Source organism: Kitasatospora sp. NPDC087315 (assembly GCF_044744345.1).
Lineage (GTDB): Bacteria > Actinomycetota > Actinomycetes > Streptomycetales > Streptomycetaceae > Kitasatospora.
In genome coordinates, this window is record NZ_JBIUYD010000001.1 from 13,184 (window position 1) to 34,336 (window position 21,153).

Genomic DNA, 21,153 nt, shown 5'->3' on the forward strand with positions numbered 1-21,153 from the left:
TGTTCTGTCCGGGCCCGGCGTGCACGCGGCCAAAGGGATCTGTCGCGCAAACGAACGCGGGTCGGCGATTTGCACCACCGACCCGCCGTCCTGCCTGCGACAGGGCCGCTCGGAGCCTCAGGCCGGACCGGCCGCCGTCTCCTTGAGCTCCGCGTAGGGCGCGAGCTTCCTGATCGACTCGATGCTCCTGATGCAGTCGTCCCGGTTCTCGTACGGGTCGCCCGTCACCACGACGGACCCGTTGCTCGCCTTGAGCCGGAACCGGTGCATGCCGCTCTCATCGGTGTAAAGTTCGAACTTTCCTGCCATGGCAGTTGATACCTCTCGTGCGGGTAGCCCCCTCGAACGGCACCGTAGGTCCAAATCCCTTTCACCGCACGCCAGATGAGCCATCCGGGTCACCGAACACCGATCGGCCGCGCCGGACCCGAAGCCGCCGGAGGCCCCTCCCCGGGGCTGCGGCCGCAGCCCTGCCCACCCGAGCACCCCAGGGTGGAGAAAGGTGGCGACCGACACGGCGCCGGTCACCACCTTCGGCAGCCTCCGCGGCCCGGGCGGGAATCGGCTGCCCCCGATTCCCGCCGGTCTTCTTCGCACGGACGCTGCATATCGCCGCGAGCTCCGGGCTGGTGGGCGGATCCGTCGCCGCAGGCGTCGGCCGGGTTGCGGCCTGCTGGTTGATCGTGCACTGGCGCTCGACCAGACCGACTTCGCTCCAGGGCCGGGCGCAGCCTCGTTCGGCGTGGTCCTCGAAAGCCATGAAGTGCCCCAGATCGGATAGCGCGTGGTCGGCGTGGCGTCGACGAACCGGCCGACGAGTTGCGGTGTCCACATCATGACCTTGGCCGGACGAAGAACTCCATGGCAGAGGTGGCTAGGAGCAACCCCCGCGAGCGCGGGGCCGACTTGCGCCCCGGCGAACTGGACGCCGTCGAGAACGAGCAACCCCCGCGAGCGCGGGGTCGACCGGTCCTTGGCCAGGCCGTCATCAACAACACAGGAGCAACCCCCGCGAGCGCGGGGCCGACCGACGGTCGGCGATGTGACGGCTCCTGCTGCGGGGAGCAACCCCCGCGAGCGCGGGGCCGACCTCTACCACCTGCCCACCGCCGCCAAGGCCGAGGAGCAACCCCCGCGAGCGCGGGGCCGACCTCTACCACCTGCCCACCGCCGCCAAGGCCGAGGAGCAACCCCCGCGAGCGCGGGGCCGACTTGACGACCTGACGCTGCGGCGGTGGCTGGTAGGAGCAACCCCCGCGAGCGCGGGGCCGACGGGATGTCGTGGCTCATCGCGAAGCGGGTGACGGAGCAACCCCCGCGAGCGCGGGGCCGACCGTGCTGCAGAGGCCACCGGTCATCTCAACCGGGAGCAACCCCCGCGAGCGCGGGGCCGACTCGATGGTGAACTCGCCGCGCTCCAGGGCCGGGGAGCAACCCCCGCGAGCGCGGGGCCGACGTCCGTCGACCGGTACACACGGCAAACGTCCCACGAGCAACCCCCGCGAGCGCGGGGCCGACGACCGGGCCACTACCACATCCACATGAGGAAGGGAGCAACCCCCGCGAGCGCGGGGCCGACCTGTCCTCCGTATCCCCCGGGCCGTCAGCCTGGGAGCAACCCCCGCGAGCGCGGGGCCGACGTCGGTCATCTCCATGAGGCGGGAGACGATGCGGAGCAACCCCCGCGAGCGCGGGGCCGACTGGTCGATCGGCGGCACGTCCACGCGGAAGATGGAGCAACCCCCGCGAGCGCGGGGCCGACGGACGCCAAGCACGAGAACACCACGCAGCACCGGAGCAACCCCCGCGAGCGCGGGGCCGACCGTCGGTCGGTCAGCAGGCCGGCGCCTGTCCAGGAGCAACCCCCGCGAGCGCGGGGCCGACCCGCACCCCCGGAGACGGGGATGCGGGCCTTCGGAGCAACCCCCGCGAGCGCGGGGCCGACGCCGCCGCGGCGGCCCGCTTCCCGGCTGGCCCGGAGCAACCCCCGCGAGCGCGGGGCCGACGCCATGTCGCGCGACAAGGAGTCCACGCGCCTGGAGCAACCCCCGCGAGCGCGGGGCCGACAAGGGCGTGCGGCCCTTCGCACCTCGGGCCAGCGAGCAACCCCCGCGAGCGCGGGGCCGACCAGTGACTCAGCAGCAGCCCGATCGGGGTGAAGGAGCAACCCCCGCGAGCGCGGGGCCGACGTGGGACGCCTTGCTGACGTCCGTGACGCCCTGGAGCAACCCCCGCGAGCGCGGGGCCGACGCCCCCGCCCGCAGCGCGCGGCGGCCTGATGCGGAGCAACCCCCGCGAGCGCGGGGCCGACCGGCCGACGCCGCCGCGAAGGCCGATGCCACCGGAGCAACCCCCGCGAGCGCGGGGCCGACTCCGCATGGGGGGCAAGTTGTCGTACTGGACAAGAGCAACCCCCGCGAGCGCGGGGCCGACACTTGCTGACCTGGGGCGTTGTGGACTACAGGGCCGCGATTGAGTTAGTTGGTTCGCGCTTCGGTCGCACTGGAACAGGATGGCTCATTACCAGGTCTCCCCGCCCGCTTGGTGGATTGTCAGTGCAGTGCCCTACGCTGCCGAAGCCTACGGGATGGGAGGCAGGGCATGACCGGTGATAGCCGCTGGCGTGGGATCCCGCCTGAAGTCGTGGGCTGGCTGGGGGCGTTGTGGGGCAAGTCCGCCGGGAGGGCGGGCGGGGAGGCCAACCTTCTGCTCTCCCACATGCTGGACACCACGGCCGTGGCGGAGATCATCTGGGACAACTACCTTCCACCAGTGACCCGTTGGCGCCTGGAAGCCCTGGCGGGTGGTCGGGACAAGGGGCGGCGGTTCTTCGTCTGGCTCTGTGGAATCCACGACTGCGGGAAAGCGACTCCCGCGTTCCAGCACGTCGACGCCGCCGGCGCTGCCACGGTACGGAAGGCGGGGCTGTCGTGGAACAAGTACGCGGTGGCCGGGAAGTCCTGGCGGCACGACAAGGCGGGCGGCCGCATCCTGCGGGGCCTGCTCGCGGAGGCGAAGTGGCCCCAGGAGCACGTCGACTGGGTCTGGCCGCTGGTGGCGGGCCACCACGGCTCGTTCCCTGGTCTGGGGCAGCTGACTCCGCCCAAGCGTAACGAGGAGTTGCAGGGGAAAACCCCGGCGTGGCGGCGGGCGCAGTCGGCGCTGGTCGAGGTGTTCTCCCGGGAGCTGGGTTTCGCCGGTGAGCCGGTGCTCGGCGGGGTGCAACCGATCGATGTGCCGTCTCGCGCCGTGCAGTTGCAGCTGTCCGGGTTCGTGGTGATGGCGGACTGGATCGCCAGCGACGAGCGGCACTTCAAGGGCATCTCCGACCTGTCCCGCGTCACGATGGCCGGCGCGCGCAAGCGGGCGGCCGCTGCCTGGTCGAAGCTGGGGCTGCGCGGTGGCTGGGGTTCGCTGGCGGTGCCCGGACCCGAGACCTTCCAGGACCGCTTCGGCCACGGACCCAGGCAGTCACAGGAACTGGTACTGGACGTGGTGCGCCGCATGGAGGGCCCGGGCCTGGTGATCGTCGAGGCGCCGATGGGGGAGGGGAAGACGAAGGCCGCTCTGGCGGCGGCCGAGTTGATGGCGGCGCGCCACGGCGCGGACGGCGTCTTTCTGGGCATGCCGACCCAGGCGACCGCAGATCCCATGTTCACCCAGGTCCGGTCGTGGCTGAGGGAGATCGAAGAGGGGCTGGAGGACCAGGTTGCCCTGCTGCACGGCAAGAGGATGTTCAACAAGGAGTGGCGCCGGCTCCTCGACGACGCGGGGGAGTGGGGGCAGGACGCCGACGCCTGCTACTCCTCGGTGGGTGAGGACGAGTACGGCCTGCCCTCCTCGTTCGGCGAGACCGCACGGGGCCCGGAGCGCCGAGCCCCCGCCGAGTGGTTCCTCGGGCGCCGCCGCGGGCTGCTGAGCCCCTTCGCCGTCGGCACCATCGACCAGCTCCTGTACGCCGCGACCCGCACGAAGCATGTGATGCTGCGCATGGCCGGCCTGGTCGGCAAGGTGGTCATCCTCGACGAGGTGCACGCCGCCGACGTCTACATGTCTCAGTTCCTCCTGGAAGGCCTGTGGTGGCTCGGGCAGGCAGGTGTCCCCGTGCTGCTGCTCTCGGCCACGTTGCCGCCGGACCAGCGGCGCACTCTGGTCACCGCTTACCTGGCAGGCGCGCAGTCGGCCGAGGCCCCGGCGGCGGTCGAACTGCCTGAACTGGTGGGCTACCCGAGCGTCACGGCGGCCTGGCTGGACCAGGACGGGCCGAAGTTGCTGGTGGACAGTACGAAGTCCTGGCGCGAGGACCTGCCGGTGCGTGTCGAGGTAATCGACGAGCCGGCCGCCGACTCGGGCTCCCCGGTCGAGCAGGCGGGCACGAGTGCGGCTGATGCCGCCGTGGTCGACCACCTGAAGGAGCGGCTTGCCGGGGGCGGGCGCGTTCTGGTCATCCGCAACACTGTCGCCCGCGCCCAGGCCACCTTCGAGGCCCTCCGGAAGGAGTTCGGCACCAAGGAGCTGCGGTTGTTGCACGGTCGACTGCACGCCGGGCACCGGGCGGACCGAACGCAGGGCGCCCTGCGCGTGCTCGGGCCGCCCGGCGCGGGGACGGAGCGTACGGGCAGGCTGATCCTCGTCGCCACCCAACTCGCTGAGCAGTCCTTCGACGTCGACGCGGACCTGCTGATCACCGATCTCGCACCGATCGACCTGCTCCTGCAACGCATCGGACGCCTCCACCGCCACGACGGGGTGAAGCGACCGGCCCTGCTGGCGCAGCCCACCGTCCTCATTACCGGCACCCGTCTCTCGGGGGACGGCCCACCGTGGATCCTGCCGGCCACCGAGAAGATCTACGGACGGTACCTCCTGCTGCGCACGGCAGCCGAGGTGACGAAGGCCGACGGAGGAGTGTGGAGCGTCCCCGGACAGGTGCCGGAGCTGGTGGCACGGGTCTACGGCACCGGCCCGGTCGTCCCCGCCGAGTGGGCGGATGCCGAGGCACAGGCCCGGCAGGACTGGGAGGAACGGCAGGAACAGCGTCGGGCGGAAGCTGCGAAGTACCTGCTCACCCGGGCCGGCGAACACGGGGAGCCGACGCTGGCCGGGCTGCACTACGGGGGCCACGGCACCCTGGCCGAAGGGCAGTTCGAGGCCCTGGTGCGGGACGGCGACCGCAGCGCCGAGGTGGTCCTGGTCCGCCGGGACGACAAGGGTGTGTACGCGATGACCGGCCGGAAGCTGGGGCCCGGCGGCGAGGTGGCCGCCGAGGTGGTGGACGACGTCCTCGCGGGGACCGTGCGGCTGCCCGTCTCCCTGACGTCCCTGGCAGAGCAGGAGCTCGGACCGCTGCCGGGCTGGCGCGACCACCCATGGCTCCGTTACAGCCTGGCGCTCGAACTCGACGAGCGCGGCGAGGCCGTCCTGGGCGACTACCGCCTGCGCTACGACGATCTGCTCGGACTCGTGGTGAGCGGCGGACGCCGGTTCGGATGAGGGTGGGCCGGTACACGCCCGGCCCACCCCCAACCCCGCGAACGCGGGGCCGACTTGCGGCCCACAAGGGCTCGTAAACACGGCCACGGGCCATCCCTGCCGGTACAGGCCGCAGGGCTGAGGGGCAATTCAAGCATTCACCCCGCAGCGAGTGACGGTTGGTGCCACCATGAACTCACGCAGGCTTAAAACAGGGCCAGTTGGGAGCAAAGCGCGTGCCTGGGTACAACCTTGTCGACGAACCGTGGCTGACATCGCGTCCGCTGGGCGGCGGACCCCCCGTCCCGATGGGACTCGCCGAGACCCTGACGCGGGCGGACGAGTTCGAGGGCCTGGCCGTCGAGTTCGCCACGCAACTCCCGGCCCTTCTGCGCCAGATCCTGCTGCCCGTCGTCGCCGACGCCATTGGCGCACCGCGGAACCTGCCCGAGCAGGCCGCCCGATTCGCGCGCAGCGGCTTCACCGGGGACGAGAAGAGAAAGATCCTGGCCTACCTCGACGAGCACCGCACGCGTTTCGACCTGTTCGATCCCGTCGCCCCGTTCGGACAGGTGGCCGGTCTGCGAACGGCCAAGGACGAGACGAAGGGCACCGCCACCCTGGTGGCTACCGCAGCCAGCGGCAACAACGTGCCGCTGTTCGCCAGCCGCACCGACGCGGACCCGCTCGACCTGACGCCCGCCCAGGCCGCCCACTGGCTGCTGCACACCCACTGCTGGGACACCGCGGCCATCAAGACCGGAGTGGTGGGAGACCCACAGGTCAAGGCCGGAAAAACGACCGGGAACCCCACCGGCCCCCTCGGACAGCTCGGCGTCATCGTCCCCGCCGGTCCCACCCTGTACGACACCCTCATGCTGAACATCCCCATCACCCCGCCGACCGAACTCGGCCTACCGCAGTGGAAACAGGACCCGCGCGGCCCGGCGTGGACGCCGCGTGCCGCCGAAGGACTCCTTGACCTGTGGACGTGGCAGGCCCGGCGCATCCGGCTGATCCCGCACCAGGACGAGACCGGCGAACTGAAGGTCACCCGGGTGGTCATCAGCGCGGGCGACCGGCTCACCGCAGTGCCCGAACTGGAGCCGCACACCGCCTGGACGTTCACCCCGCCCGCCAAGAAGACGGCCTCGGCCCTGCCCGAACGCCGCCCGCGCCGCCACGTCCAGGGCAAGGCCGCGTGGCGTGGCCTCGAGGCACTGCTCGCACCGATCCGCCAGAGCAACGGCGGCGTCTTCGAGACCAGCGTCCTGCTCGACCAGATCAGCGCCCTGCAGGAAGCCGGCCAACTCCCCGCCGACTACCCACTGCAGGTCGAGACCTTCGGCATGGTCTACGGCAACCAGTCCTCCGTCGTGGAAGACGTCATCCACGATGCCATCCCCCTGCCCCTGCTCGCCCTGCACCAGGACGGCGAGGCCCACCAGCTCCTGCTGGACGTCGCCGAACAGGCGGAGCTGCTCTCCCGGGCGGTGAACAACCTCTCCGCCGACCTGCGCCGGGCCTCCGGCGCCGAACCGATCCCCTGGGACAAGGGCCAGCGGCCCGGCGAACTCCTCCTGCACAACCTCGACCCCGTGGTCCGCCGGCTGTTGGTCGGCGTCCGTCGGGCCGAACGCGACGACGAGCTCCTGGAAGGCGGCCGGCTGGCGTGGGAGCAACTGGCTGCCCGCCAGGCATGGGACCGGGCGAACGCCCTCCTGTTCGCCGTACCGGCGAACGCGTTCGGTGGCCGGACCGCCGACCAGCCCGGCAAGGCGGGAAAGAAGCACACCTTCTCCCTCGGCACGGCAGCCGACAACTTCCGGCGTCAGGTTCGCGACATCCTTCCCCGCTACACCGACGCCGTGCGGGCAGCCGCCGCCGCCCGACCTGCCTACTCGCAGGACTTCACAGAACCATTCCCCGGAGCCGACCTTGACTACTGAAAAGGCCACCACAGAACGTCGCTACTGGGACCGGTACACGGCCCCCGACCACACCTGGCGGATCGACCCGCTCTCCGGACAACCACGACGCCCGCCCGGCGAGGAACTGGCGGCTCTGCGCTCCGGCCTCGGACGCCCGGTGATGGACAGCCCGAAGATGTGGCCGCACTACCGCAGCCAGGTCAACGACGTACTCGCGCTGCGCGACGAGGTCTCCGACGAACAGAAGGCCGAACACGCGGCCCTCGCCCTCTTCGGTCTCCACCAGCAGAGCCAGGCCCAGCCGATGCACCGCCAAGGCGTCAAACTCGGCGGCGCGCTGCGCCACCTGCGCCAGAGCGGCAAGTACAGCGAGGACGCGCTCGACACCCGCGTGGCACAACTGGCCGCCGCGACCAGCGTCTCCGCCCTGCTGGTCCATCTGCGCGGCCTCATCACCCAACTGCGGACCATCGGCCAACCCCTGGACTACAACCACCTGATGGCCGACATCCAGGACTGGCACAGCACCGACCGACGGCCGCAGGTCCGCCTCAAGTGGGCCCTCGGCTACCAGGCGTGGAAGAGCAAGGCCCCAGCTCCGTCCACAAGTTGAACCACACCCCTGCGCACCACCCGCACCGGCACGACCCTGTCCCGTCACTCCCGAGGAGAAGCGCATGACCGACCGCCTGTACATCGACGTACACATCCTGCAGACCGTCCCGCCGGCCAACCTCAATCGGGACGACAACGGCAACCCCAAGGAGGCGTACTTCGGCGGCAAGCGCCGCTCCCGCGTCTCCTCACAGGCCTGGAAGCGAGCCACCCGGATGCACTTCGCCGAGAGCCGCGACGAGGAGGACCTCGGCACCCGGACCAAGCGGATCGCCGCCCAGCTCGCGAAGCGTCTCGCCCAGCGCACCCAGATCACGGCCGACGACGCCCAGCGCATCGTCGGCGCGCTCCTCAAGCCGATGGGCATCGCCGCCGGCAAGAAGGCCGGCGACACCGCGTACCTGCTCTTCTTCGGCCGCCGCCAGCTGGAGAACATCGTCGACCTCGTCGCCGGAACCGCCACCGACCTCGCCGCACTCGACGACAAACAGCTCGACGAAGCGGTCAAGGACCTCCCGGTCCGCGAACAGCTGCAGACCGGGCACCCCGCCGACGTCGCCCTGTTCGGCCGCATGGTCGCCGACATCCCCGGCCTGAACGTCGACGCCGCCACCCAGGTCGCCCACGCCATCTCCACCCACGCCACCGAGCTCGAATTCGACTACTACACCGCCGTCGACGACGAGAACACCGCCGATGAGACCGGCGCCGGAATGATCGGCACCATCGGTTTCAACTCCGCCACCCTCTACCGCTATGCCACCGTCGGCCTGCACCAACTGGTCGACAACCTCGGCGAGGACAAGGCCGCCGTCGACGCCATCGACCTGTTCGTCGACTCGTTCGCCCGATCCATGCCCACCGGCTACGGGAACTCCTTCGCCCACCGGACCCGACCCAGCCTGGTCGCGGTCGTCGTCCGCACCGACCAGCCCGTGAACCTCGTCTCCGCCTACGAGAAGGCCGTCCCCACCGGCGAGGGCATCGTCGCCGCATCGGCGAGCCGCCTCGCCGAGGAATTCACCGTCGCCACCAGCCAGTGGGGCGACACCCCGAAGTACGTGGGAATCTGCCACACCCTGGGCGACGAGAGCGCCGAGGCGGCCCAGCTGAAGCAGGCGTTCGGCCCCAACCAGACCTTCGCCAAGCTCCGCGACGGTCTGCGCGCCGCCCTCACCGAGCGGGTGAAGGACAACTGATGCCCGCCGACCCCACAGCCGCCGAGGAACTGACCGGCCAGGCACAGGCCGTGCTCGTCCTGCGCCTGGCCGGCCCCCTCCAGTCCTGGGGAGACCGCAGCGCCTTCAACCGCCGCGACACCCCACCACAGCCCACCAAGTCCGGTGTCGTCGGGCTGCTCGCCGCAGCCGCCGGACGCCCCCGCGAGGCAGACATCACCGACCTCGTCGGCTTGCGCCTGGGCGTGCGCATCGACCAGCCCGGTACCCTCCTGCGCGACTACCACACCGTCAGCGACTACCGGGGCCGCCCGCTGCCCCAGACCGGCGTCAACGCCAAAGGCGTCCAGAAACTCACCTCGCCGGCCAAAGAGACCCACGTCACGCACCGCTACTACCTCCAGGACGCGGTGTTCCTCGCCGCGGTTCAAGGTCCGGCCGACCTCGTCACGGCGCTCTGCGACGCGATCCGCCACCCGGCCTTCCCCCTCGCGCTCGGCCGGCGCTCCTGCGTCCCCACCCAACCGGTCGTCCTCGGCATGCCTCGCGCCGACACGTTGGAAGCCGTCCTCGCCAAGGAACCGTGGCAGGCCGGCGGATCGGCCATGGACGTCTATCGTCGACGTGCCGAGCGAGGCCTCGTACCGTTCCCCGTGGACCGCATCGACCTGGCAGCAACCCTTGACGATCCGGCCGGCGACGACGTCCTGCAGGACGTGCCGCTGTCCTTCGCCCCGCACCGGCGTGGCTTCACTGCCCGGCGTATCCGCCATACCTGGCTCAACGTCCCCACCGGCCTGACCCCCTCCGCGGCGGCCCGGGCCGCCCAACCGCCCGCCACCGACGGCGGCCACGACCCGTTCGCCCTGCTGGGCTGGTGACCCCGATGACCTATCTCTCCCGCGTCCGCATCAACCCCCTGCGCGCGGCCAGCCGCACCCTGCTCGCCAACCCGCGTGCCCTGCACGGCGCCGTCATGGCCGGCATCCCCGACCAGGCCCCGGGCGACCGGATCCTCTGGCGCCTTGACGCCGACCATCCGCGCCGCCCCGTGCTCCTGGTCCTCACCCCGGCCAAACCGGACTGGACCCACATCGTCGAACAGGCCGGATGGCCGGACGCCGATGGCGAGCACTACGCGATCCGCGACTACAGCCCGCTGATCGCCCAACTCGCCACGGGCCGCGAGTTCGGCTTCCGGCTCACCGCGAGCCCTGTCCAGAACACCTCCACGCCGGACAAGTCCAGCCCCCACCGCACCAAGACCGCCGCCGAACTCCACCACCGCTCCTACCGCATCGCGCACCGCACCGCGGCCCAGCAACTCACCTGGTTCCTGGAACGCACCCCCCGCTGGGGCTTCACCGTCCCCGCCGCCCGCACCGACGTTCCGGCACCCGGTCTGGAACCCTCCACCACCGACGGCCCGCCCGCCCAGGAGGTGAGGATCACCGACCGCAGCCGCCGCACCTTCACCAAACCCGGCACCCGCACCCCCGTCACCCTCACCACCGCCACCTTCGAAGGACGCCTGCGCATCACAGACCCCGACCTCCTCCAGACCGCCCTCCTCGGCGGCATCGGCCCGTCCAAGGCCTACGGCTGCGGCCTGCTCACCCTCGCCCCACTGCCGAGCGGACAGCGCTGACCGATGGCCGACATCTGGTGGAAAGCCCACCCCCACGACCTGCACCGCCTCGCCGACCGCGTCTCCAGCGTCTACGTCGAACGCAGCCACATCGACCGGGACGAGAACGCCGTGGTGGTCGTCAACAAACGCGAGACAGTACGCGTCCCCGCCGCCATGGTTGCTGTCATGCTCCTCGGCCCCGGCACCCGTATCACCCACGGCGCCGTCAACCTCCTCGCCGACTCCGGCACCACCATCTGCTGGGTCGGCGAACAGGGCGTCCGCATGTACGCGGCCGGACTCGGCCCCAGCAGAGGAGCCGCCCTCCTCAACCGGCAGGCCTGGCTCGTCAGCCGCACCAAGGAACGCCTCGCCGTCGCACGCAACATGTACCGCATGCGGTTCCCCGGCGAAGACGTCAGCGCCGCCACCATGCAGCAACTGCGCGGCCGTGAAGGCGCCCGCATCCGCAAGCTGTACCAGGCCGAGTCCCGCCGCACCGGCGTCGAGTGGAACGGTCGCGTCTACAAGGCCGGCGACGCCCACGCCGCCGGCGACGACCTCAACCGTCTCCTCTCGGCAGCCAACGCGGCCCTGTACGGCATCTGCCACGCCGTCATCACCGGACTCGGAGCAAGCCCCGGCCTCGGCTTCGTCCACACCGGCCTGGCCACCTCCTTCGTCCTCGACATCGCCGACCTGTACAAGGCCGAATACACCATCCCGCTGGCCTTCGACCTCGCGAAACTCGGACATACCGAAGAGCGAGACGCCCGCCTCGGTCTTCGTGACCGCATTGCCGAAGACAGACTCCTGGGCCGGATCGTCCACGATGTGAAGGCACTTCTCAGCCCGGACGGCATCGACATGCCCGACGCCGAGGTCAACGAACTCTGGGACGAGCGGGTCGGGACGGTTCAGGGCGGCGTCAACTGGTCAGCCGCTGTGAGTCTGCCGGCCGACACGGTCGTTGATTCCGGCATGGGCGACGAGCACGTGGCCATCATCGGGCCTGAATTCGACCAGGACACATCAGAGGACAGCCGATGACCGTCATCATCCTCGTCGCAGCCCCTGAAGGCCTACGTGGGCACCTCACCCGATGGATGGTCGAGGTCAACGCGGGCGTCTTCGTCGGCAACCCCAGCCGTCGCATCCGCGACCGCCTCTGGGAACTCCTCGCCACCCGCATTGGCGACGGCCAGGCTGTCCTCGTCGAGCCTGCCGGCAACGAGCAGGGCTGGACTGTGCGGACAGCGGGAAAGGACCGCTGGAAGCCCGTCGACTTTGACGGACTGATTCTCTCGGCCCGGCCTCGTCGGTAACGCCGCAGGTCACGAAGTATCGGCCCCGCGCTCGCGGGGGTTGCTCGCCGCCGCCCGGCGGGTCGGCGGCCCCGTACGGATCGGCCCCGCGCTCGCGGGGGTTGCTCGCGGCGGCCACCGCCGCCGCCCTGGCGACCCGTATCGGCCCCGCGCTCGCGGGGGTTGCTCCGACAGTGGCGGCGACGGGTGCCCACTTGATTAATCGGCCCCGCGCTCGCGGGGGTTGCTCTCTTGCTGATCACCTTGGCGTGCGTGCGAGCTGATCGGCCCCGCGCTCGCGGGGTTGTCCCAGCAGTGGGCCGATGCCGGGCATGCTGGCGATCACGTCGGCGAGGTCGTGTTCGCGAAACCGGGCCGCAATGAGCTTGTTGATCTCGGTGATCTGCTCGTTGAGGCCCGTCACCTCCTTGGCCAGGGTGTGGATCACCTGGGCGGCGGTTTCCTTCCCGGGGACGGCGGTGTGCTGGCGTTCGGCCGCTTCCGTGGCGGCCTGGGCCAGCGCTTCGGCGCCGCGGACCCTGCGGTGGCGGAGCCAGGTCGTCAGCCGGGTGCGGCCGGTGCGCCGCAGTGCGGCGGGGGTCTGGTAGCCGGTCAGCAGGATCAGCGGTCCCTGGTTGTCCAGGTTGAGGCCTCGCTCCAACGCTGGGAAGATCCCGTTGAGTTGGCCGCGCAGGCGGTTGATCCGGCGGGTTCGGTCGGCGCTCAGGTCCGCTCGTCGGCCGGTGAGGATCCGCAGCTCGACGGCGTGCTCGTCGTCCGGCCGCAGCACCGTGAGGTCGCGGCGCATGCGGGCCTGGTCGGCGACCGAACCATCGATGGCAACCGCCTGAAAGCCATACCCGGCGTCTCTGGGCCTCAGGACCGTACGACTGGCCCGTCCAACCCATCAACAACGTAGGACCGCCTGACTGAGAGCGCACGATCAGGCAGTCACATCGCCACCGCAATCACGCACCAGGTCGTTGGGCCAGGGCGGCCCAGCATAACGGCGCCGTCCGCGCCGGCCGACACTGGAGCACGGTCTACCCGCCCGTCGCCCTCGTTCTGGCCTCTTGGCCGCAAGCGGGCCTGGCCCGGCCGACCGCCGCTCACTGCGGCCGAGCACGCCACGAAGGCGAAGCCCGGCCAGGAGCGGCTGCTGCGCCGCCTCGACCAGGTGGAGCTTTGAGGTGTACTGGTTCGTCCGCCCGTACCCGCGGGAGGGGGACCGCCGGTAACTGTCACCAGGCGCTGGTGGTGGTCGCCACCACGCTGCAACGGCTGGAGGACCACGGCGTCGACGGCTCGCACACCCCCACCGCCACGCTTGAAACCCGGACGGCGCCCCGGTCGACGGTGGTGGAGCCGAAGGCGCATCGCCGGGTCGGCACCCCTGCTCGAAGTGGTTCGCCGACAGCAAGGGTGGAACCGGGCCAGGTCCGGCTGGGGTGATGGGTTGTGAGGCGACTTCCGTTCCGCCGACTCCGCCTCGGTGATGCCTTCCGAGACCTGTTTCGCCCCTTGAGTCCCGATCTCGACGCGGCCGGGGGCGGCGTGAATCCGGGGCCTCTCGGGCTCGTGACGTGCTGCGACAGCAGGGAATGATATCCATGCCTGACCGGTGTCGAACTCGTCCCCACCGGACGATGTTTGGTGCTGCGAAGAGGCAGACGGGCGGCCCTCTCCACTTTACGATGGGCCGCAACAGTGCCATGAATGATCGGAGTTCAGGATGAGCGAGGAGCTCGGGGCGGTTGCCGTCACAGCTGGCGTGAACGCAATTGCTGCTCTGATGACTCGACTTGACTGGGGGCAACTGGTCGGGCGGGCGCGGGAGATTCTGGTCCGTCACCGAGGTGGCGCACCGTCACCGCAGGAGCCGGAGGCCGGGCTTCCGAACTGGCAGGACCTGCTGACCGGTGCGGAGGGCGAGGACGAGAGCGATCGCGCTCGGCGGCTGCAGACGATCCGAGCAGCGCTGGCACAGATGCGTACAGCGGACCTGAACGCACTCGTCGGCGAGCTGACCGCCCTGGGCCGCGAACCCGCACGGCACGAGACAAGTGTCACCGTCAACGGTGGAAAGGCCGCCGTCAACAGTGGCTCCGGCGACCAGAACGTCACCTTCAACTGATGGTGGATACGGGGCCGGACGGGCCGCCCACGTATCGAACGGAGGTCGAGGTCGGCGGCGGACAGACCGCCATGCACAGCGGTTCGGGTGACCAGTACAACAGGTTCGGGGGGCATGGGCCGCAACTGATCGCACTGCTCGTGGTGCTGGTCGGGGCGGTGGCCGGGATCCTCCTGTCGCCCGCCGCCTCCGGCAGCCAGGTCGTTTCGTACGTCCTGCTGGTGGTCATCTGCGCGATCGTCGCCGGGTTCTGCCTCTGGTGGCTTCTCGGACGGACCAGGCGGAAGGCCGTCGGGTACCTCGGGCTCATCAGTGGTGTCATCGTGAGCGGAGTGCTCGCCGCTGCCTGGCAAAGGGCGTTGGCCGGCCACGGTGATGTGGCCGTGAACGTCACCAGCCAGGTGACCCCGCACGACGTTCAGTCGCTGGCCGACAACGGCAGGGCGACGATGGTGGTTGATGGGCCCAGCCCCCGCAGCTTCCTGCGGGTGCGCATCAGCCTGGACGATCACTACCCGGACGGGGTCTGTGCCGCGATGAACGGCACCAGGGCGGAAATCCGCCTCCTGGGCGACGGCGCGAAGTCGATCACGCTGAGCGGGGATCACCAGACCGGTGACATCGATCTGCGTGGAGCACGACAGCACGTAGAGCTGGAAGCGGTGGTCAGGGCGGGGGAGGGCTGCGTGATGGATCTTCATCTTGAATCCGTCGTTCTTCATGACAACGAGTGGTGGTTGCCTTGATGAAGCAGAGGACTTGGCGGATCACGCTGGTGTGCCTGGGGCTGGTCGCAGGGGTCGCATCCGGATGCGGCCCGGATGCGGGGGGAACGATTCGAGTCGCCATGAAGAACGACCAGCCGGGTACAGGTTATTCACACGACTACAAGCGGTCAGGGTTCGATTGGCGGGTCGCCGAGGCCGTCGCCGGGGCGCTCGGCAAGCTGCCCCAGTATGAGGACGTGCCGTCCCAGGACCGCCAGGTGGTACTTGACGGAAAGCACGGCATCGATCTCGTGGTCGCCACGTACTCGATCAACAACGAGCGTCTGCAGGGTACCAACGGGTTGCCCGCCCACGACTTCGCGGGCCCCTACGCCGTCACGTACCAGGGCTTCCTCGTGCTCGCGAAGGGGCCGCAGGTTCGCACCCTGGACGACCTGGCGGGGAAGAAGGTCTGCACCTGGTCGGGTACCACCTCGACGCGGGTGGTCGACAAGAGGACCACGGGAATGGTGTCCTACCAGGCGCCCACCGCCTCCCAGTGCGTCGAGGATCTCAAGTCAGGGCAGGCGGCCGCCGTCTCCACCGACCAGATGATCCTGTACGGCTTCACCCAGCTCTATCCGGAGCTCACCGTCGTCCCGAATCTGCACATCGGGGAGGCGCAGTACTACGGCATCGGGATCCCCAAGGGAAATCGCTCGGAGTGTCAGAAGATCAAGGAGAAGCTGAAGAACTATGTGAAAACGGCTGCCTGGAGCCAGGACTTCAGCATCGAATTGTCCAGCATCGTCGCTGCCGATCCGAACTGGCAGAGCCACTACAAGCCCTCGGAAACCGACATCGACACGTTCTCGTGCCGTGACAAAGTCGGGTAGTGGGTGGTCGGCCGTCCACCCGCGCAGAGCGGGCACGAACGCTGACGGCTGCCCCGGCCTCCACCTGGCCGGGGCCTCCGGGGCTGCCGGGGCCCCGGCCGTGGGCGGGCCCTATCCGGCCGTCAGCGGGTAGTGGTCGGAGAGGTCCTGGTAGGTGTAGCTGGTGCCCCAACTGCTCACCGTCCACGGCGTGCTGTGGAGGCGGACCACCGTGTTGGTGTAGGTCGCCGGCCGGGCGTGGTCGGCGCGGTAGAGGACGTAGTCCAGGTCCTCCTTCGGTTCGCCGGGGTAGCGGTAGGCGGCGATCGAGTTGTCGACGGTGTCGAAGGAGTTGGCCCAGCCGGTCCGCGCGTCGGCCGGGGCGACGCCCGCGTTGGCGAGCAGCGCGGGGTACTCGGAGCCGTGCGAGTCGATGTTGAGGTCGCCCGCGATCAGCACCGGTTCGGCGGCCGGGATGTTCTTGCCGTCGACGAACGCCCGCATCGCCTTCAGCTGTGCCGCCCGGACCGCCGCCGGCTGCCCGGCGGAGCAGCCGCTGTCGGTGGACTGCAGGTGGGTGCCGATGAGGTGGGTGCGCACGCCGTTGACGTTCAGCACCGCGTAGACGAAGCCCTTGTTCGACCACCAGTCGCTGCCGCAGGCGTCTTTGAAGACATACTGCTCCTTGCGCAGGATCGGCCACTTGCTGAGCAGGGTCACCCCGCCGTCCTCCGGGGTCGCGGTGCTGAAGCTGCCGTTGGTGGCGTCCCAGCCGCTGGTCGAGCGGCCGACCACGGGGGTGTGGTACGGGTACGCGGCGGAGGCCTGCGCGGTGAGCAGGTCGGACGCGGCGTTGTCGAAGGCCTCCTGGAGCACGACCACGTCGTGGCCCCGGAAGACGTCGGCGGCCGCGATCGCCTTCGCCCGGTAGTCCTGGCCCCAGTTGGGGTAGAGGTTCTTGCTCATCAGGAAGACGTTGTACGTCAGCACGTTGAGCGCCGGCACGGGCGCCGGCGCCGCTGCGGGCACGGGTGCGGGCGCAGCGGCGGTGGCGGTGGCGGCGGCGGAGGGAGCGAGCAGCGCGGCGGCGGCCGCGCAGACGAGGGCGAGGCGCGGGGCCCGGCGGGGGGCGGCAGGAGTTGGCATGCGCGCAGTCAACGCGCGCTCGGCCACGCCCGGCAAGACGTCGGACGATAACCATATGAACTCATCGGTAATGTAAAGCTGTCTGGCCAACTCTCCCTCGATCGGGCCGACTTGCCTGGACGGCTTCCCGCCCCACCCTCTGCTTTCCGGCTCCCCGGCGGCGCGCTACGCCGGCACGGCGGCCCGTGCGCGCAGCTCCTTCAGCGTCGCGATGTCCATCGCGTGACCGGTGCCGTCCCCGCGGTGCTTGCGGTCCGGGGTCTCGACGACCAGGGGGACACCGACCGTCGCCGGGTGCTCGAACAGCTCCCGGAACGGCTCCGCGCCGATCAACCCGGCGCCGATGTTGGCATGCCGGTCCTTGCGGGCACCGACCACGTCCTCCGAGTCGTTGGCGTGGATCAGCCGCAGCCGCCCCGGCCCGGCGGCCGCGACCAGCGCGTCCAGCGCCTCCCGGGTGCCGCCGGGGGCGGCGAGGTCGTGGCCGGCCGCGAAGGCGTGACAGGTGTCCAGGCAGGCCCCGACCCTGGGGTGGCCGTCCAGCGCGTCCAGGTACTCGGCCAGGTCCTCCATCCGCGAGCAGAGCGAACTGCCCTGGCCGGCGGTCGGCTCCAGCAGCAGCCGGGGCGCGGACTCGCCGAGCGCGTCCAGCTCGTCCAGCAGCGGCCGGACGTCCGCGCGGACCTGCGCCATCGCCTCCGCCCGCCGCGAACCGCCGCCGGGCGCCGAGCCGACCGCCGAACCGGTGTGCAGGACCACACCCAGCGCGCCGATCGCGTGCCCGCGCAGCAGCGAGTGCCGCAGTGAGTCGGCCGAGCGTTCGCGGGTCGCCGCGTTGTCCGAGCCGAAGTTGATCAGGTACGGCGCGTGGACGTATGCCGGAACGCCCTGCTCGGCGCAGGCGGTGCGGAACTTCTCGTCCTGCACCGGGTTGCCCGGGGGAGTGGCCCAGCCGCGCGGGTTCGCCACGAACACCTGCACCGTCTCGGCGCCCACCCGCCGCGCGTACGCCAGACCCGTCCCCGCCAGCCCGCGCGCGGCCACCGGCACATGGGCCCCGATCGGGTTGCGGACGGTGCTGACGGGCGGTGCGGCTGCGGTGCTCATGGCCCCGAGCATGCCACGCGCGCCGGGCGCCCGCTCCACTCCATCGAGTGAGGCCAGGCTCGAACGCTAGACCGGATGGCGCCGGGCCGGTCACCATCTGTGACAGATCGGCAACCCGGCGGAGGCATCCACGACCAGCGCCGAGCCCATCGAGGCGGTCGACCTGGGCGCCGGTGTCTTCGGTGCGGACGTGCCGCCCCGGCCGCAGACCGACCTCTGCCCCCAGCGCCCGACCCCCCGTCACGGCATCCTCCGTCACGGCACTCCCCGTCATGGCTGTCCCCAGCGCTTCCGCCCGTCCGCCCGTCCGTCCGTCCGCCCGTCCGCCCGTCCGCCCGCGCGGCCGCGCGGCCGGAGGGCCGTCGCGCCTCCTCCCGCGCCCGCCTCCGTTACGCCCTGCCCCGCGCGCCGCGCCGTGCGCCACGCCGACGGGTACGGCGCATGGCCGACGCCCTGTCAGCCCGGTAGCCCAGCCCTGGTGGCGGGGCCACTCGCGGGCCCATAGCGTCGACTCGGCCGACACCTACCGGCAGTCGTCCCGCGCGCACACCGCGTCACCGTGTCGGCATCCCCGCGAGCGCGTAAGAAAGCAGGTCGTCACTCATGCCCACGCGACGGGTCCACCACCTCGCTGCGGCCACCGCCGCCACCACCACCGTTCTGACCACGGCCCTGGCCGCCGTGCCCCCGGCCCACGCGGTCGGCGCTCTGTACATCGTCCAGCCAGGAGAATCGATTCAGCAGGCCGTGGACGCGGCCCTCCCCGGCGACACCATCCAGCTGTTCCCCGGCACCTACCGGGGCAGCGTCCGGATCACCACCCCCGGGCTCACCCTGCGCGGCGCCGGCCCGGAGAGCGTGATCACCCCTGACACCGCCACTCCCGGCGCCGTCGCCCCCGCCACCGCCACTACCACCACGGCCAACGCCACCACCACGGCCAATGCCGCCGCCAACGCCTGTGCCACCGCCGGGCACGGCCTCTGCGTGGTCGGCACCGAGGGGCACCGCCTCGCCGACGTCCAGATCGCGAACCTCACCGTCACCGGCTTCCGCAAGAACGGCATCGACGCCACCGAGACCACCGGCATGACCGTGCGCTCGGTCCACGTCCACGACAACGGGCAGCAGGGCATCAGCCAGGAACGGTCCACCCGGGCCGTGATCTCCGGCAACGAGTCCACCCGCAACGGCCAGTCCGGGGTCTTCCTCGCCAACTCCGTGGACAGCGAGGGCGGTGCCATCGACACCGAGGGCACCGTGGTCAGCGGCAACGTGCTCGCCGACAACCGGATCGGTGTCACCGTCCGCCGCCTGCGCGACCTGAGCGTCGACCAGAACGACATCCACGGCAACTGCGGCGGTGTCTTCATCGTCGGCGACGAGGGCGTGCCCCGGGCCGGCGCGCTGACGGTCAGCCGCAACCAGGTCGTCGCCAACAACAAGTACTGCCCGCCCAACCCGCGCCTGGACTACATCCAGGGCACCGGCATCCTGCTCACCGGCGCCGAGGAAACCGCGGTGACGGACAACCAGGTCCGCGACAACGTGGGCGCCTCCCCGATGTCCGGCGGCATCGTCCTCTTCCCCAGCATGGTCGGCGTGCCCAACGCCCGTAACACCGTCACCGGCAACTTCGTGACCGGCAACGGCCCGGCCGACCTCGCCGATCGCGACACCGGCACCAGCAACTCCTTCGCCCGCAACCAGTGCCAGACCTCCGAGCCGGCCGGCCACTGCTGAACCGCGCCCGCCCGCTCCGTGGCACGCCGCCACACGACGTCCCGCCCCACGGACCCGCCAGGCCTCCAAGCCCCCGGCCTCCGGCCCCCGCGCTCGCACACCCCCAGCCACCAGCAGAAAGACGGTCCATGACCATCGCACCCGTCACCACCCCGCAGGCCGCGATGCGCCTGCGGGAAATCGTCTTCGGCGCCGCCTGCGCCGCCGCCGTCCGCGCGGCCGCCCGGCTCGGTGTCGCCGACGCGCTCGGCGACACCCCCACCACCGTCACCGACCTCGCCGTCAGACTCGACACCGAACCCGAGCCGTTGCGCCGCCTGCTGCGCGCCCTGAGCTGCTACGGCATCTTCGTCGAGAGCGGCGACGACTGCTTCGAGCACACCGAGATGTCCCGCCTGCTGCGCGAGGACACCCCCAACAGCCTGCGCTACATCTCCCTCTGGTGCACCGAGCCGTGGACCTGGGAGGCCTGGCCGAGGCTGGACGAGGCCGTCCGCTCAGGCCGCAACGTCTTCCCCGAGCTGTTCGGCAAGGAGTTCTTCGACTACCTGCACAGCGATGGAGTCGACTCGGCGAAGGTCTTCGACAAGGCGATGACCACCTCCAGCCGGCAGTCCGCCGCGGACCTGGCCGACTACCTGGACCTCACCGGGATCGACTCCGTGGTCGACATCGGCGGCGGCCAGGGACATGTGCTGGCCAGCCTGCTGGAGAGGTACCCGGCACTGCACGGCACCCTGCTCGACCTGCCCAAGGTCGTCAGCGGGGCCGATGCCCGACTCCGGGACGGCGGCGCCTTCTCCGCCCGGGCCCGGCTGGTGCCCGGCGACTGCCGGGTGGACATCCCGGTCCGCGCCGACCTCTACATCATCAAGAACATCCTGGAGTGGGACGACGAGAGCACCCGCCGCACCCTCGCCAACGTGGTCGCGGTGGCCCGGCCCGGTGCCCGCGTCGTGGTGGTCGAGAACCTGGTCGACGACAGCCCCTCGATGCGCTTCACCACCGCGATGGACCTGATGCTGCTGCTCAACGTCGGCGGCGCCAAGCACTCCAGGGCGAGCATGGTGCGGCTGATGGAGCAGGCCGGCCTCGACGTCGCGGACGTCCACCCGGTCAACCCGTACCTGCACGCCTTCGAGGCCACCGTGCGCGGCTGACCGGCTCCGGCACACGCGGGCGGGGGGCGGGCCCCCGGGGGGGGGGGGGCCCCCCCCCCCCCCCCCGGGCCCCCCCCCCCGGCCGGCCCCCCCCCCCCCCCCCCCCCCCGCCCGCCGCCCCCCGCCCGCGCCCGACGCCCCGCGGGGGCAG

Annotated in this window: 17 protein-coding genes, 1 pseudogene and 2 CRISPR repeat arrays; of the genes and pseudogenes, 14 read left to right on the forward strand and 4 right to left on the reverse strand. The window is 71.0% G+C overall.

Annotated elements, in window-relative coordinates; translation table 11 throughout:
- Positions 1–117: 117 nt before the first annotated feature.
- Positions 118–309, reverse strand: coding sequence for a YegP family protein (locus ACIO5D_RS00070; RefSeq protein WP_400651337.1), 192 nt, complete (start codon positions 307–309; stop codon positions 118–120).
- A gap of 567 nt (positions 310–876) precedes the next feature.
- Positions 877–2,433: direct repeats of the CRISPR family, unit length 29 nt; unit sequence GGAGCAACCCCCGCGAGCGCGGGGCCGAC.
- Positions 2,434–2,601: 168 nt separating this feature from the next.
- Here ACIO5D_RS00070 and cas3 point away from each other — a divergent pair.
- The 8 genes from cas3 (at position 2,602) to cas2e (ending at position 12,151) form a co-directional block, all read left to right on the forward strand.
- Entirely contained in the window at positions 2,602–5,493 is a 2,892-nt protein-coding gene (cas3, locus tag ACIO5D_RS00075; protein ID WP_400793342.1) for a CRISPR-associated helicase Cas3', read from the forward strand.
- A gap of 287 nt (positions 5,494–5,780) precedes the next feature.
- Positions 5,781–7,421, forward strand: a complete 1,641-nt coding sequence (gene casA / locus ACIO5D_RS00080) for a type I-E CRISPR-associated protein Cse1/CasA (RefSeq protein WP_400793345.1) — start codon at positions 5,781–5,783, stop codon at positions 7,419–7,421.
- Complete coding sequence (gene casB, locus ACIO5D_RS00085; RefSeq protein WP_363613837.1) at positions 7,411–8,016, forward strand: type I-E CRISPR-associated protein Cse2/CasB; 606 nt, start codon at positions 7,411–7,413, stop codon at positions 8,014–8,016. The genes casA and casB overlap by 11 nt, the downstream gene beginning before the upstream one ends.
- 64 nt (positions 8,017–8,080) lie before the next feature.
- Complete coding sequence (gene cas7e, locus ACIO5D_RS00090) at positions 8,081–9,217, forward strand: type I-E CRISPR-associated protein Cas7/Cse4/CasC (RefSeq protein ID WP_363613839.1); 1,137 nt, start codon at positions 8,081–8,083, stop codon at positions 9,215–9,217.
- A complete protein-coding gene (gene cas5e / locus ACIO5D_RS00095) occupies positions 9,217–10,077 on the forward strand; it encodes a type I-E CRISPR-associated protein Cas5/CasD (RefSeq protein ID WP_400651344.1) in 861 nt (286 codons plus the stop codon). Before cas7e ends, cas5e begins: the two co-directional genes overlap by 1 nt.
- Positions 10,078–10,082: 5 nt before the next feature.
- A complete protein-coding gene (gene cas6e, locus ACIO5D_RS00100) occupies positions 10,083–10,844 on the forward strand; it encodes a type I-E CRISPR-associated protein Cas6/Cse3/CasE (protein WP_400651347.1) in 762 nt (253 codons plus the stop codon).
- A 3-nt stretch (positions 10,845–10,847) separates the two neighbouring features.
- Positions 10,848–11,876, forward strand: a complete 1,029-nt coding sequence (gene cas1e / locus ACIO5D_RS00105; protein ID WP_363613845.1) for a type I-E CRISPR-associated endonuclease Cas1e — start codon at positions 10,848–10,850, stop codon at positions 11,874–11,876.
- Positions 11,873–12,151 carry a type I-E CRISPR-associated endoribonuclease Cas2e gene (gene cas2e / locus ACIO5D_RS00110; protein WP_400651350.1) on the forward strand — a complete coding sequence of 93 codons (279 nt, stop codon included), beginning with the start codon at positions 11,873–11,875 and terminating at the stop codon, positions 12,149–12,151. The genes cas1e and cas2e overlap by 4 nt, the downstream gene beginning before the upstream one ends.
- Positions 12,152–12,169: 18 nt before the next feature.
- Positions 12,170–12,441: direct repeats of the CRISPR family, unit length 28 nt; unit sequence ATCGGCCCCGCGCTCGCGGGGGTTGCTC.
- Between the two features lie 413 nt (positions 12,442–12,854).
- On the opposite strand, the pseudogene ACIO5D_RS00115 reads toward cas2e, so the two are convergent.
- A pseudogene (locus ACIO5D_RS00115) lies at positions 12,855–12,938 on the reverse strand (hypothetical protein); the annotation flags it as partial.
- Positions 12,939–13,384: 446 nt separating this feature from the next.
- Between ACIO5D_RS00115 and ACIO5D_RS00120 the strand changes: the two are divergent.
- From ACIO5D_RS00120 to ACIO5D_RS00135, 4 genes are all read left to right on the forward strand, one after another.
- Entirely contained in the window at positions 13,385–13,582 is a 198-nt protein-coding gene (locus tag ACIO5D_RS00120) for a hypothetical protein (RefSeq protein WP_400651352.1), read from the forward strand.
- A gap of 280 nt (positions 13,583–13,862) precedes the next feature.
- A complete protein-coding gene (locus ACIO5D_RS00125) occupies positions 13,863–14,264 on the forward strand; it encodes a hypothetical protein (RefSeq protein ID WP_400793347.1) in 402 nt (133 codons plus the stop codon).
- Positions 14,264–15,010 (forward strand): hypothetical protein, encoded by a 747-nt coding sequence (locus ACIO5D_RS00130; RefSeq protein ID WP_400793350.1) that lies wholly within the window; start codon positions 14,264–14,266, stop codon positions 15,008–15,010. Before ACIO5D_RS00125 ends, ACIO5D_RS00130 begins: the two co-directional genes overlap by 1 nt.
- A gap of 101 nt (positions 15,011–15,111) precedes the next feature.
- Complete coding sequence (locus ACIO5D_RS00135; protein WP_400756783.1) at positions 15,112–15,867, forward strand: transporter substrate-binding domain-containing protein; 756 nt, start codon at positions 15,112–15,114, stop codon at positions 15,865–15,867.
- A gap of 111 nt (positions 15,868–15,978) precedes the next feature.
- On the opposite strand, the gene sph is transcribed toward ACIO5D_RS00135, so the two are convergent.
- Complete coding sequence (sph, locus tag ACIO5D_RS00140; protein ID WP_400793352.1) at positions 15,979–16,992, reverse strand: sphingomyelin phosphodiesterase; 1,014 nt, start codon at positions 16,990–16,992, stop codon at positions 15,979–15,981.
- Between the two features lie 165 nt (positions 16,993–17,157).
- Positions 17,158–18,099 carry a deoxyribonuclease IV gene (locus tag ACIO5D_RS00145; protein ID WP_400793355.1) on the reverse strand — a complete coding sequence of 314 codons (942 nt, stop codon included), beginning with the start codon at positions 18,097–18,099 and terminating at the stop codon, positions 17,158–17,160.
- A gap of 603 nt (positions 18,100–18,702) precedes the next feature.
- Between ACIO5D_RS00145 and ACIO5D_RS00150 the strand changes: the two genes are divergently transcribed.
- Positions 18,703–19,842 (forward strand): right-handed parallel beta-helix repeat-containing protein, encoded by a 1,140-nt coding sequence (locus ACIO5D_RS00150; protein WP_363613857.1) that lies wholly within the window; start codon positions 18,703–18,705, stop codon positions 19,840–19,842.
- A 128-nt stretch (positions 19,843–19,970) separates the two neighbouring features.
- Positions 19,971–21,002 (forward strand): methyltransferase, encoded by a 1,032-nt coding sequence (locus ACIO5D_RS00155; RefSeq protein WP_363613859.1) that lies wholly within the window; start codon positions 19,971–19,973, stop codon positions 21,000–21,002.
- Positions 21,003–21,153 lie beyond the last annotated feature (151 nt).